Source organism: Pseudoclavibacter helvolus (assembly GCF_014191305.1).
Taxonomy (GTDB): Bacteria; Actinomycetota; Actinomycetes; order Actinomycetales; family Microbacteriaceae; genus Pseudoclavibacter; species Pseudoclavibacter helvolus.
This window is the reverse complement of sequence record NZ_JACHWJ010000001.1, coordinates 1,028,047-1,041,142: the sequence shown is the minus strand read 5'-3', so window position 1 is coordinate 1,041,142 and position 13,096 is coordinate 1,028,047. Positions and strand designations below refer to the sequence as shown.

Below are 13,096 nucleotides of genomic sequence, written 5' to 3'. Positions count from 1 at the left end.
ATGAGTGACTCACGATGAGGCACATCCGACTTTAATGGTCCGCTCCTGTCTGGGCGGGCCCCAGACAGGAGAAAAGTGGCAAAACCACGCGTACACGAAATCGCCAGCGAGATGGGCGTCGATTCCAAGACCGCCCTCAAGACTCTTCAGGACATGGGCGAGTTCGTTAAGAGCGCATCGTCGAGCGTCGAGCCCCCCGTGGCCCGTCGCCTCCGCGAGGCGCTGAAAACCAACGCCGCCGGTAGCGCGCAGCCTCAGGCCGCCGCTCCATCGGCGTCGAAGCCGGGCGCCCCGCGTCCAGGCGGCGCAAAGCCCTCGAGCGTCCGTCCAGGCACGAAGCCGGGCCCGTCGGCACCAGCGGCGCCCGCTGCTCCGGCACCGAAGGCTGCGGCCGCAGGTCCATCGGCTCCGACCCCTGGACCCAAGCGCAAGCCTGAGCCGGCTCCGGTTGCTGAGGCTCAGCCCTCGACTCCCGCGCCAGCCGCTCCTGCTGCACCCGCAGCGGACGCGGGCGCGCCGAAGCCGAACACGCAGCGTCCCGCTGCTCCCGGCGACGCAAAGCCCGCGCAGGCTGATGGTGGCGCAAGCCCAGCCATCCCGCGTCCTCGTGGACCCCGTCCAGGCCCGCGTCCAGGGAACAACCCGTTCGCGTCCAGCCAGGGCATGGGCCGTTCGCGTCCAGGCAACAACCCGTTCTCCTCGAACCAGGGCATGCGCCCTGGTGGCGGAGCCGGTGGCGGCCCCCGTCCAGGTGGCGCAGGCGGTCCTCGCCCGCAGAGCCCAGGCGGCCCCCGCCCGGCGGCTCCGCGTCCGGGTCAGCCCCGCGTGCTTCCAGGCGCCCGCCCAGCAGGTGCTGGTCGTCCGGGCGGTCGCCCGGGTGCCGGCGGTGCCGGTGGCGGACGTCCAGGCGGCGCTCCAGGTGCCGGTGGCGGCTTTGCTCCGCGTCCAGGTGGCGGCGGTCGTCCAGGTGGCGGCGGTCGCGGTCGCGGCTCGACGGCCGGTGCATTCGGTCGCGGCGGCGGAAAGTCGAAGGCTCGCAAGTCCAAGCGGACGAAGCGGGCAGAATTCGAAATGCGGGAGGCCCCGAGCGTAGGTGGCGTCAAGGTACGTCGCGGAGACGGCACGACGCCGATCCGTCTGCGTCGTGGCGCCTCGATCTCGGACTTCGCAGAGAAGATCGATGCGAGCCCCGGTGACCTCGTGACCGTGCTGTTCCACCTCGGTGAGATGGCGACGGCGACGGAGTCGCTCGACGAGGCGACCTTCGAGGTGCTTGGCGAAGAGCTGGGCTACCGCATTCAGATCGTCAGCCCGGAGGACGAAGACCGCGAGCTCCTCGAGGGCTTCTCGATCGACCTCGACCAGGAAGCAGAGGACGAAGGCGACGACGTTCTCGAGATCCGCCCGCCTGTCGTCACCGTCATGGGTCACGTCGACCACGGTAAGACGCGACTCCTCGACGCGATTCGCAACGCGAACGTCGTCGATGGCGAAGCTGGTGGCATCACGCAGCACATTGGTGCGTACCAGGTCTGGCACGAGCACGAGGGCATCGAACGCGCCATCACGTTCATCGATACGCCGGGTCACGAGGCCTTCACGGCCATGCGTGCCCGTGGCGCCCAGGTCACCGACATCGCGATCCTCGTGGTCGCGGCGGACGACGGCATCATGCCGCAGACGGTCGAGGCGCTCAACCACGCCCAGGCCGCCAACGTGCCGATCGTCGTTGCCGTCAACAAGGTCGACAAGGAAGACGCGAACCCGGCCAAGGTCCGTGCGCAGCTGACCGAGTACGGGCTCGTTGCCGAGGAGTTCGGTGGCGACACGATGTTCGTCGACGTGTCTGCTCGCAACAACGTCAACATTGACAGCCTCATCGAGGCGGTCCTTCTGACGGCAGACGCCGGTCTCGACCTTCGCGCCAACCCGAACAAGGAAGCGCGCGGTATCGCGATCGAAGCGAAGCTCGACAAGGGACGCGGTGCGGTCGCAACCGTCCTCATCCAGTCGGGAACGCTCCGTGTCGGAGACCCGATCGTTGCTGGAACGGCCTACGGCCGCGTCCGGGCAATGCTCGACGAGAACGGTCAGGTCGTCACCGAGGCTGAGCCTTCGCGCCCGGTCCAGGTGCAGGGCCTGTCGAGCGTTCCTCGTGCAGGCGACACCTTCATCGTCACGGAAGAGGACCGCACTGCGCGTCAGATCGCCGAGAAGCGTGAAGCCGTCGAGCGCAACGCGAGCCTCGCCAAGTCCCGCAAGCGCATCAGCCTCGAGGACTTCACCCGTGCACTCGAAGAGGGCAAGGTCGAGTCGCTCAACCTCATCATCAAGGGTGACGTCTCCGGTGCCGTCGAGGCACTCGAAGAGTCGCTGCTCAAGATCGATGTGGATGACTCGGTGCAGCTGCGCATCATCCACCGCGGTGTCGGCGCCATCACGGAGTCCGACGTCAACCTCGCCACGGTCGACAACGCCATCATCATCGGCTTCAACGTGCGCCCCGACACGAAGGCGCGCGAGCGCGCTGCTCGTGAAGGCGTGGATGTCCGCTTCTACTCGGTCATCTACGGAGCGCTCGAGGACATCGAGAACTCGCTCAAGGGCATGCTCAAGCCCGAGTTCGAAGAGGTCCAGTCGGGTGTCGCGGAGATCCGCGAGGTGTTCCGTTCCTCCAAGTTCGGAAACATCGCCGGATGTATCGTCCGCAGCGGAACTATCACGAGGAACGCGACTGCTCGCGTCATCCGCGACGGCATCGTCATCGCGGACAACCTCGCGATCGACTCGCTCCGTCGGTTCAAGGACGACGTCACCGAGGTCCGCACGGACTTCGAATGTGGTATCGGCCTCGGCAAGTACAACGACATCCAGATCGGCGACGAGATCGAGACGACTGAGCTCGTCGAGAAGCCGCGCGTCTAGCTGTTGACCGAGCTGCTGCGCTGAGCAAAGCGCGGCGAACACTCGGGGCGGGGTCCTGGCTAACCGGCCGGGGCCCCGCCTTCAGGTTCCGCGCAGTTTGAGACACTGCAGATTCATTTGACTGTCTGCACCAGCACACGAGAAAGTAGCCAACATGGTTGATCATTCACGGGCTCTGCGACTCGCAGACCGAATCAAGGTCATCGTCGCGAAGACGCTCGAGCGCGGCGTCAAGGACCCGCGGCTCGGGTTCGTCACCATCACGGACGTGCGCGTCACGGGTGACCTGCAACATGCCACCATCTTCTACACCGTCTACGGCGATCAGAAGGAGCGACGGGACACAGCGGCCGCGCTCAGGAGCGCGACCGGCATGCTCCGGACCGAGGTGGGCAAGAACATCACCTCGCGCCTCACCCCGAGCCTCGAATTCGTGCCAGACGCAATCCCGGAGAACGCGGATGCAATCGCCGCGCTGCTCCGCGAAGCGCACGATCGCGACGTGGCCTCAGCCCAGCAGGCGAAGACAGCGAGCTACGCCGGCGACGCCGACCCCTACGAGAAGAAGGACGAGCCGGAGGGCGCCTGAGTCTTCCTGCTGAATAGCTGCTCGGCTGCGGCCGACTGCGACACTGGCCGGCGACTGATCAGTCGCCGGTCAGTGCTATCTCCGCCTGGTTTCGCTCGAAGATGAGTCCGTCATCCTTCAGCGAGGACAGCGCTCGGTCGAAGCGGAGCGAGTCCGCTCCGTCCGGGTCGAGGTGGCCACGGAGGAACTCGATCTCAACGCCCCCTGGGATCGCACGGAGCTCCCTCAACACCAGGCCGCGCATCTCGCGGTCCGATCCGGCGAACTTCGCCTGTCGCCTCTTGACCGTCGTCGAGGCGGGCCGTCCGGCACTGACCCACGCGCAGAGCCCAACGACGGGGCAATCGTCGCACTTCGGCCGCTTCGCCGTGCAGATGACGGCGCCGAGTTCCATGGACGCTGCGTTCCAGAGGTTCGCTGCGGTTGGGTCTGCGGGGGCGACGGCACGCATCTCTGCCGCGTCGCGCACGGCCGATGGCCCCCAGGGCGTCTCTGCGCCGAGGAAGGCGCGGGAGAGGACGCGGCGGACGTTCGTGTCGACGACGGGTTCGGGTACACCGTGGGCGAAGGACATGACCGCCGATGCCGTGTACGGCCCGACGCCAGGCAGCGCGAGCAGGGCTTCCCGCGTATCCGGCACGCGCCCGTCGTGCTTTTCAGCGATCTCCCTGGCGCAGGCAAGGAGCCAGAGCGCGCGCCTCGGGTAGCCCAGCCGATCCCAGAACCGGAGCACCTCGGCCTCGGTGGCTTCTGCCATGGTGGCTGGCGTCGGCCAGCGTTCCATGAAGTCCAACCACTTCGGTTCAACGCGCGCGGCTTGAGTTTGCTGCAGCATCGTCTCGCTCACGAGGACACCCCAAGCAGTTGTCGTGGGTAGCCGCCACGAGAGCTGGCGGTTCCCCCTGGTGAACCAAGTGTTGACCGTCGCCGTGATGACAGCGCCACGAACTTCGGCGGGGGACAGCTGCGGTGCTCCACCTTCCCTCTCGTGCACAAGCGAGGTGAGGAGCTCGTTCACGGGCGCATCAAGGCCACGCGTGAGTCCGTGCGAGACGACGGCGCCGTTGAGCGCGTCGATCTCCGTTGCCTCGCCGCGGCTGATGCTCTGCTGGGTCGATGCGTAGTTCGGCGTCGTCCCGAAGGCCGCGGACAGCTCCCGCGCGAGCCGCCGGTTCCGGGCAAGCTCCTCGTCCGTGTCGAGTGGCGTGGCGTTCGCGAGATCCGCGAGGGCTCTGTCCAGTGGGCCAAGCTCGACAAGCGAGGCACCGCTCGCTGCGGCCACTGCGAGCAGCTCGCCGATGCTCGAGGCGAGCACGCTGAGCAGATCGGCGTCGAGGCCGACCTCCTGCACACTGAGCCCGGTTACGGCCGGAAGCGCGTTCACCTGGTTGATGAGGAGCTTGCTCCAGAGCGCAGAAGCCAGGTCGTCTGCGACCACACACTCGAGGGCGGGGGAGAGTGCGACCGCGAGCTCCTCCAGCCGAGACGTGTGCGCAGTGGACGCAGTTCCCAGAGTCAGCGAACCGTTGGCGGTTGCACGTATCTCGTCGGGTGCTGGCCTGTTCACGGCGAAGGTGGCGAGGCCGCCTGCGACGAACCCGCGAGCGTTTCGATCGGCCAGACCGGCGATCAGACGCTCCACCGTCGCTGCCCCCTCGAGGCCGTTCTGCACGACAATCGTGGGCGTCGCTGCAAGCACCGCGAGATGGGGCTCAACCGCGCGCTGGGTGTCCTGTGCCTTCACCGCGACAAGCGCGAGATCGAAGGTGCCAGAGAGGCGCGAATCCTGAGCGAACTCCGCGCGGTGCTCTCCGAAGGCACCAGCGAGGTTCAGCGTGCGCCGGCCGCGTGCAGGCTCGGCACCGCTCCGCGAGGCGAGCACAACCTCGTGTCCCGCTCGGTCGAGCAGGAGCGCGAGGGCGCCGCCGACCGCACCGGCGCCGATGACAGCAACCCGCATCCTGATCTCCCCTTCGCACACACAAATCCACTCCGTCTCGGAGTCAGCACTCCGCCAGACGGCCGGGAACGAGCCTACGGGCACCGTAAGATATTGGGGACATGACGACTGCATCTCCTGGCCCAAACGGTGTCCTGCTCCTCGACAAGCCGCAGGGCCCGACGAGCCACACGCTCGTCGCGATGACCAGGCGGGCCCTCGGCACGCGGAAGGTCGGCCACGCCGGCACGCTCGACCCGATGGCATCCGGGCTCATGATCCTCGGTGTCGGCGGAGCCACCAGGCTGCTCACCTACTTCGTCGGCGACGACAAGGAGTACTACGCCACGGTTCGCCTTGGCGTATCGACGAACACTGAGGACGCCGAGGGTGAGGTCACGGCGACAGCACCGGCAGGGTCCGTCGCCGAGGTGACCCCTGAGCGCATTGAGGCGGCCATGGCCGCGCTGCGCGGACCGATCAAGCAGATCCCATCCTCAGTGAGCGCCATCAAGGTGGATGGAGTGCGTGCCTACAAGCGCGTCCGCGACGGCGAGGACGTGCAGCTCGCAGCCCGCGCCGTGACGATCGCCGAGCTCGAGCTGCTCGCCTCGCACGATGCGCTCGCCGGTGGTGAGCCCGTGGTCGACCTCGAGATCCGCGTTTCGTGCTCGTCCGGCACCTACATCAGGGCGCTGGCAAGAGACCTCGGCGCAGCGCTCGGCACGGGCGCGCACCTGACGGCCCTCAGGCGCACCCGCGTCGGCGACTTCAGCATCGCTGACGCAGTTGCGCCCGACGCCGACGAGCTCGAGAAGCGCCTCACGACTCCGTCTCAGGCTGCGCTGCGTCGGTTCCGCGCGTTCGAGGCGACGGCTCAGCAAGCCGCGGATATCCGCAACGGGAAGAAGCTCCGTCTCAGCGAACCGGTCGACGACGGCCTGCTCGCCGCCATCGACCCGGAAGGCGACCTCATCGGCATCGCAAGGGCTGCCGGCGGCGTCGTGAAGTCCGAGTTCAACATGCCGACGGGGGCCAACACGTGATCGACTGGTTCACGTGGGTGCTCTGCCTCGTGAGCGCCGCAGCTGGTGTCTTCTGCATCATCGTCGGGGCCACCGGCCGAAAGCCCGGTGACGTCACTGTGGGTGCCGTCGCACTCGTCGAGCTGTTGCTTGTCGTACAGTTCGTGATGGCGCTGATCGCACCCGCGACGGGCAACGAGCCCGTCGGGGATGCCCTCGAGTTCTGGATGTACTGGGTCGTGGCCATCATCATCCCGCCTGCCGCCGTCTTCTGGGGCCTGGTCGAGCGGACGAAGTGGTCCACGATCATCCTCGGAGTCGCGTCACTCACGATCGGCGTCATGGTCTTCCGGATGCACCAGATCTGGATAGGCGCCAGCTCGTTCATCGGAGTTCCGGCTTGAGCGGCGCTGGGCAGAGCCCGGCTGTCGAAGGCGGCTACCAGGGAGCGCGCGGTGCGGGGCGAGCGCTCGTCGTCGTCTACGCCGTCCTGGCGCTGGCGTCGATCGGGCGCAGCTCGTACCAGCTGCTCTCCAAGTTCGGTGAAGCGCCCCTCGCGTACTCGCTCTCCGCAGCTGCGGCATTCGTGTACCTGCTCGCGACGGTTGCGCTTGTTCGGCGGGGGAGGATCTGGAACCGGATCGCCTGGTTCACGATCGTGTTCGAACTCGTCGGCGTCCTTGTTGTCGGTTCGCTGACCGAGTTCCACCCGGAACTCTTCCCCTCGGACACCGTGTGGTCGGACTTCGGGGTGGGCTACGCGTATATTCCTCTTGTGCTCCCGATCCTCGGCATCGCGTGGCTGGAGACGGGAAGATCGAGACGAAAGAGGGAACGTGCGGCTGTTCACTGACCTGGCAGAGCTACCAGCGGAGCTGGCGCCAAGTGCCGTCACCGTCGGCAAGTTCGACGGCGTGCACCGCGGCCATCGCTGGCTGCTCTCTCGCCTCGTTGACGAGGCCTCCTCTCGCGGCCTCGAGCCGGTCGCGGTTACCTTCGACCGGCACCCGCTCTCGCTCATCACGCCAGGCATCGAGCCTGAGCCGATCACGTCGCTCGCGCAGAAGATCGATCTGCTCGGCAAGACAGGACTCAGATCGACGATCGTCCTGCCGTTCGACGACCAGCTCGCGAGCATGAGCGCCGAATCCTTCGTGCGCGACCTCCTCGTCGGCGCGCTCCAGATGAAGCTCATCGTCGTCGGCCAGGACTTCCGGTTCGGGGCCAAGGGTGAGGGCGACGTTGTTCTCCTACGCGAGCTGGCGGCACCTTACGGGTTCGAGATCGTCATCGCCGACGATGAGATGGCGGAGGACGAGCGCTCGCACGCCGAGCGCCGTGCCTCGTCGACGTGGGTTCGTGAGCTGCTGGCGGCTGGCGACGTTCGAGCCGCCGCCGAGGTTCTCGGGCACAACCACAGCGTGACGGGCGAGGTGGTCCATGGCGCGAAGCGAGGGCGCGAGCTCGGCTTCCCGACGGCGAACCTCTCTCCGGAGCTCGAGGGGCTTATCCCTGCCGACGGCGTCTACGCCGGCTGGTTCCGGGGTGGCGAGACGAGCGCTCCTGCGGCGATCTCCATCGGAAACAACCCGACTTTCGACGGTGTGCCGCGCAAGCAGGTCGAGGCGCACCTCATCGGCGAGACGGTCGACCTCTACGGCCTCGTCGCCGAGGTCGAGTTCGTGGAGCGCATCCGCGGCATGGAGAAGTTCGACAGCATCGCGGCTCTCAAGGAACGTATGGCGCTCGACGTCGACGAGGCAGCGGAAACGCTGGGCGGCAGCTACGTCGTTTGACGCTGTCTTCTCGACCGAGCTGCACTCGCGCCTGCTCGACCGAGCCACACTCGCACGCCCCTGCGTCACTCGCATGACCGAGCGTCACGCGTGTGAACCGACGAGGCGCGGCCGCGCGCGTCGGGGACTAGCCGTCGAGTTCGAGGCTGCGCCCGAAGAGCCTGAGCACGATACGTGCGGCTGTGCCCTCGAGAATGGGGCCGGAGTCGCCGATCTGCCAGCGCGCATCCGTCGCACGGAGACGGTTTCGCTTCGCGAGCGAGGCAGCGGAGCTCAGCGGAACGCGCGTACGCACGATCGCGACAGCGCTCGTGGAGCGAGGGCTCAGCCGGATGCGAAGGCCGAGTGCCTCCGTCATGTCGTAGGTGTGGACCACTGCTTCCGTAAGCTCGGAAATACCAGCGCGGGTGGGCGAGACCACCTTGGCCGCGGCGATCTTGCGGATGCGATCGACGAGCTCGTCCGTAGGCGCAGCGCCCTCGCGCTTCGCGACCTCGTCGAGGTAGGAGTCGACGCGCAGCCCCTTGCGGAGCACCCCTCGAGACGCCTCGCGGACAAGCGATGAAGTGGGGGAGCCGAGGCGCCAGGCGAGGTGCCCCGCAACGTCACGAACGCTCCAGCCCTCACACTTGCTCGGCGTCTCCCATTGCTCCGGGGTCAAGCCCGCGAGGAGCGTGGCGGTGCGGTCGAGGGTCGTGGCGATGTGAGCGCTCCAGTCGCCTGCGACCCGCTTCGACGGCGTGAAGTACGGCCGGTCGGGATCTGGGAAGGGGCGTTGTGGCACTCGACGATTATCGCACCCGCGCGGCGCATGTGCCGGTCAACGACACGTCGTTCCCGAGTCGAAACCTTCGGGTCGCCTGGCGTACACTGTGAGCGCTGGTGTCTGAGGGAATCTGAACTCTCCTCGAGGCCTGCATGACATCCGGGAGCTCGTCACTCGAGTGGGCCGACGCCCGCCTCACTGCCGGTCGCCGCGTTCGGCGCCGAAGCTGCGACCTCCGCCCGGCTCAACTTCCCGATCCCTGCCACGTTGCATAAGGAGGGGCATGTCTCGTAGGACACGCGCCCAAGCTGGCGGTCGCGCCGGCGTTCACACGGCGCCACGCCACCGCAAACCGGTCGACAACACCGGTGTCATCCCTCAGCTCGCGAAAGCGGCGAGAGAGGTCGAGGCCTCGGCGCAGCGAGGCAAGGTCTCGCCGTCGAACCGCACGAAGTTCCAGGTGATCGCGCTCCTCATGCGTGAGGAACGCGCGAAGACCAAGGAATCGACGGAACTCAGTGAGCACGACAGGGCCGAGGCGCTCAAGCGACTCGATGGTCTCGCCTCGATTCTCGCCAAGACCGCGGCTCGCGACACCTCGCTCATCAGTCTGCTCGAGCCGGGGGCGCCGGTCAGCGAGGCCGCCAAGGCACTGCGCAAGCAGATGCTCTTCGCCGGTGGAATCGAGATGGTCGTCGATGACCAGCCCGAGCCAGAGGCTCAGGCAGAGAAGCTCCCGCCTGAGATCGCCCAGCGGCAGGTGCTGCCGGGATCGGTGAAAGCGCGCACGCGCTCGAACCCGTTCCTCGCGCCAGTGCTTACGAACGTCAACACCACGACTCCCCACTACTCGCGGCTCTCGAACTGGGAGCTGCTCGGGCCACTCCTTCGCGCGTTCGAGACCGGCGCGGGCGGCAACGCCGCCTCGATGGAGCTGCCCCCGGCGCCTCGCTGGGACCGAATCTCCCCGCCAGGACAAGAACTCATGGACCACCAGGCGAGGCTCCTCGCGAGCGTCGCGGATGGACACAGGACTTATCTGCTGGCCGACGAGCCCGGGCTCGGTAAGACCGCGCAGGCGCTGCTCGCCGCCTCGGTTGCCGACGCGTACCCGCTGCTCTGCGTCGTCCCGAACGTCGTGAAGACGAACTGGGCCCGTGAGGTCCAGCGCTGGACACCGAACCGCCGCGTCACAGTCATCTCCGGTGACGGGCAGGGTATCGACGCCTTCGCCGACGTCTTCATCGTGAACTACGAGATCCTCGACCGCCACCTCGGCTGGCTCACGTCGCTCGGCTTCGAGGGCATGGTCCTCGACGAGGCTCACTTCATCAAAAACCTGCAGTCGCAGCGGTCGCGGCTCGTCATGCAGCTCGCGAACAGCATCCGCGCTCGGGTTCCCGGCGCCGACCCGCTGCTCATGGCGCTGACCGGAACGCCGCTCATCAACGACGTCGATGACTTCAAGGCGATCTGGCAGTTCCTCGGCTGGCTCGAGGGTGACCGGCCATCGCAGCTGCTGCTCGACCGCCTCGATGAGACGGGGCTCGTGCCGAGCGACCCAGGGTTCCTCGCAGCTGCTCGGCAGGCCGTCATCGATCTCGGAATCGTCCGCAGGCGCAAGATCGATGTCGCCGCCGACCTGCCAGCCAAGCGAGTTGTCGACATGCCCGTCGAGCTCGACTCCGACGAGGGCAGGAGCATCCGCGCAGCCGAAGCGGCGCTCGTCTCGCGTCTGCTCGAACGTTACCGGCGCATGGCTTCTGCCGCGGGCCTCGAGCCAGGCATCGTCGACCTCGAGCGGGTCAGGATGATCGCACGACAGGAAGTCGAAGAGTCGAAGGCTTCGTCGACGGGGGCAAGCATCTTCACGATGCTGCGCACGATCGGCGCGGCGAAGGCGCGCCTTGCGGCGGAATACGCCGGGCAGATCGCACGCTCGGCCGGCAAGGTCGTGTTCTTCGCCAAGCACATCGAGGTCATGGACGCGGCGGAGCGAACCTTCGCTGAGAACGAGATCTCCTCGGTCTCCATCCGGGGCGACCAGACGCCGGCCGCACGCCAGGCCGCCATCGACGCGTTCCAAAACGACCCGAGTGTGCAGGTTGTCGTCTGCTCGCTCCTCGCGGCGGGTGTTGGCCTGAACCTGCAGGCGGCATCAGACGTCGTACTCGCTGAGCTCAGCTGGACTGCGGCGGAGCAGACGCAAGCTATCGACCGAGTGCACCGCATCGGGCAGGTGGAGCCTGTCACGGCGTGGCGCATCGTCGCCGCGCAGACGATCGACGCGCGCATCGCCGAGCTCATCGATGACAAGCAGGGGCTCGCGCTGCGGGCTCTCGAAGGAATCGACACGGGCGAGCAGTCCGCTGACAGCATCCAGGTGGATGCCCTGGCGAGTCTCCTTGAAGCGGCGATCCGGGGTGTGCGCCGGCAGTAGGCTGAGGTCAGCGCGGGAACTCAGACGACGAAGTTGGAGGACCATCAGGTCATGTCAGAAACGCAGGAATTCCGTGTCGAACGCGACTCGCTCGGCGAGATGCGGATCCCCGCAGGTGCCTACTGGGGCGTGAACACCGCGCGTGCACTCGAGAACTTCTCGATCAGCCGACGCCAGATCAGCGTGTACCCGGACTTCATCGTCGCGTACGCACAGGTCAAGCAGGCGGCAGCTCGCGCGAACCTTGAGATCGGGGTGCTCGACCAGGAGCGCTCCTGGCTCATCGATCGCGCCTGCCAGGACATCATCGATGGCAAGCTCCACGAGGAGTTTGTTGTCGGCGTCATCCAGGGTGGTGCCGGCACGAGCACCAACATGAACGTCAACGAGGTCATCGCCAACCGGGCGCTCGAGCTCGCCGGGCGAGAGTTCGGGGACTACGAGTTCCTTTCCCCGAACGACCACGTCAACCGCTCACAGTCGACGAACGACACGTACCCGAGCGCCGTGAAAGTCGCGCTTGTGCACGCCACGGAACGACTCATCGACGAGTTCACGCTGCTGCAGAACTCCTTCCGTGTGAAGGGGAGCGAGTTCAAGCACATCCTGAAGATCGGTCGCACGCAGCTGCAGGACGCAGTGCCGATGACGCTCGGGCAGGAGTTCAGCGGCTTCTCCACGACGATCGGCGAGGACATCCAGCGGTTACGGGACGTCCTCCCGCTGCTGCTCGAGCTCAACCTCGGTGCGACGGCGATCGGCACAGGCATCACCGCTGAGGCGAGCTACGCCTCAGCCGTCATGCGTCAGCTCCGCAAGATCACGGGCTACAACGACCTGCAGACGGCGCACGACCTCATCGAGGCGACAAGCGACACAGGCGTGTTCATGTCCCTCTCCAGCGTCATCAAGCGCACGGCGATGAAGCTCTCGAAGATCTGCAACGACCTTCGTCTGCTCTCGTCCGGCCCGCAGGCGGGTCTCGGCGAGATCAACCTGCCTGCCCGTCAGGCGGGGTCCTCGATCATGCCAGGCAAGGTCAACCCCGTCATCCCCGAAGCAGTGAACCAGGTGGCGTTTGTCATCGCGGGAGCCGACGTCACTGTCGCGATGGCATCCGAGGCGGGTCAGCTGCAGCTCAACGCGTTCGAGCCCGTCATGCTGCACACGCTCATGCAGAACTCCGCCTGGCTGCGCCGCGCCGCGCGCACGCTGCGCGTGAACTGCATCGATGGCATCACGGCCAACGAGGAGCTCCTCGCATCCCGCGTTTCGAGCTCAGTCGGCGTCGTCACGGCGCTCACGCCGTACATCGGCTACTCCGAGGCATCGAAGCTCGCCAAGGAGGCGCTCACCACTAAGGCCACGATCGCGGACCTCGTCGTCGAGCGCGGGCTGCTCAGCCGCGAAGAGGTCACGAGCATCCTCTCTCCCGAGAGGCTCTCCGGTATCCAGGCGGTCACGAGCGCGATCCCGATCATCACGCAGGCCCAGGCCATGGCGCTCGAGGACAGCCTCGACAGGGCAGACCTGCGCGACTTCTCGTAGCGTCGGCAGGAGCCGCGAGCGACTCCACAGCAGATCGGCCCGGTTGGTGCAAGTGCACCAACCGGGCC

Annotated in this window: 10 protein-coding genes; 8 read left to right on the top strand and 2 right to left on the bottom strand. The window is 66.9% G+C overall.

Annotated elements, in window-relative coordinates:
* The first annotated feature begins 75 nt into the window (after nucleotides 1–75).
* Both infB and rbfA read left to right on the top strand, forming a co-directional pair.
* The gene (gene infB / locus FHX72_RS04845; protein ID WP_082775318.1) at nucleotides 76–2,925 is read left to right on the top strand and encodes a translation initiation factor IF-2; all 2,850 of its coding nucleotides are present in this window, start codon (nucleotides 76–78) and stop codon (nucleotides 2,923–2,925) included.
* 154 nt (nucleotides 2,926–3,079) lie between these two features.
* Entirely contained in the window at nucleotides 3,080–3,514 is a 435-nt protein-coding gene (rbfA, locus tag FHX72_RS04840) for a 30S ribosome-binding factor RbfA (protein WP_183623337.1), read from the top strand.
* A gap of 58 nt (nucleotides 3,515–3,572) precedes the next feature.
* Here rbfA and FHX72_RS04835 read toward each other — a convergent pair whose 3' ends face one another.
* Nucleotides 3,573–5,474: a 2-dehydropantoate 2-reductase gene (locus FHX72_RS04835; RefSeq protein WP_183623336.1), complete on the bottom strand. Its 1,902-nt coding sequence runs from the start codon at nucleotides 5,472–5,474 to the stop codon at nucleotides 3,573–3,575.
* A 101-nt stretch (nucleotides 5,475–5,575) separates the two neighbouring features.
* On the opposite strand from FHX72_RS04835, the gene truB reads away from it, so the two are divergent.
* Genes truB through FHX72_RS04815 form a run of 4 tightly spaced genes read left to right on the top strand, consistent with a single transcriptional unit; the run spans nucleotide 5,576 to nucleotide 8,274 of the window.
* Nucleotides 5,576–6,499, top strand: coding sequence for a tRNA pseudouridine(55) synthase TruB (truB, locus tag FHX72_RS04830; protein WP_183623334.1), 924 nt, complete (start codon nucleotides 5,576–5,578; stop codon nucleotides 6,497–6,499).
* Nucleotides 6,496–6,882 carry a hypothetical protein gene (locus tag FHX72_RS04825; RefSeq protein ID WP_183623332.1) on the top strand — a complete coding sequence of 129 codons (387 nt, stop codon included), beginning with the start codon at nucleotides 6,496–6,498 and terminating at the stop codon, nucleotides 6,880–6,882. Before truB ends, FHX72_RS04825 begins: the two co-directional genes overlap by 4 nt.
* Nucleotides 6,879–7,331 (top strand): hypothetical protein, encoded by a 453-nt coding sequence (locus tag FHX72_RS04820; RefSeq protein WP_183623330.1) that lies wholly within the window; start codon nucleotides 6,879–6,881, stop codon nucleotides 7,329–7,331. The genes FHX72_RS04825 and FHX72_RS04820 overlap by 4 nt, the downstream gene beginning before the upstream one ends.
* Nucleotides 7,315–8,274, top strand: a complete 960-nt coding sequence (locus FHX72_RS04815; RefSeq protein WP_183623328.1) for a bifunctional riboflavin kinase/FAD synthetase — start codon at nucleotides 7,315–7,317, stop codon at nucleotides 8,272–8,274. The genes FHX72_RS04820 and FHX72_RS04815 overlap by 17 nt, the downstream gene beginning before the upstream one ends.
* A 127-nt stretch (nucleotides 8,275–8,401) precedes the next feature.
* Here FHX72_RS04815 and FHX72_RS04810 read toward each other — a convergent pair whose 3' ends face one another.
* A complete protein-coding gene (locus tag FHX72_RS04810; protein ID WP_183623326.1) occupies nucleotides 8,402–9,058 on the bottom strand; it encodes a maleylpyruvate isomerase family mycothiol-dependent enzyme in 657 nt (218 codons plus the stop codon).
* 265 nt (nucleotides 9,059–9,323) lie between these two features.
* Between FHX72_RS04810 and FHX72_RS04805 the strand changes: the two genes are divergently transcribed.
* Both FHX72_RS04805 and FHX72_RS04800 read left to right on the top strand, forming a co-directional pair.
* Entirely contained in the window at nucleotides 9,324–11,480 is a 2,157-nt protein-coding gene (locus FHX72_RS04805) for a DEAD/DEAH box helicase (RefSeq protein ID WP_183623324.1), read from the top strand.
* A gap of 51 nt (nucleotides 11,481–11,531) precedes the next feature.
* Complete coding sequence (locus FHX72_RS04800; RefSeq protein WP_068480279.1) at nucleotides 11,532–13,028, top strand: aspartate ammonia-lyase; 1,497 nt, start codon at nucleotides 11,532–11,534, stop codon at nucleotides 13,026–13,028.
* The last annotated feature ends 68 nt before the right edge of the window (nucleotides 13,029–13,096 follow it).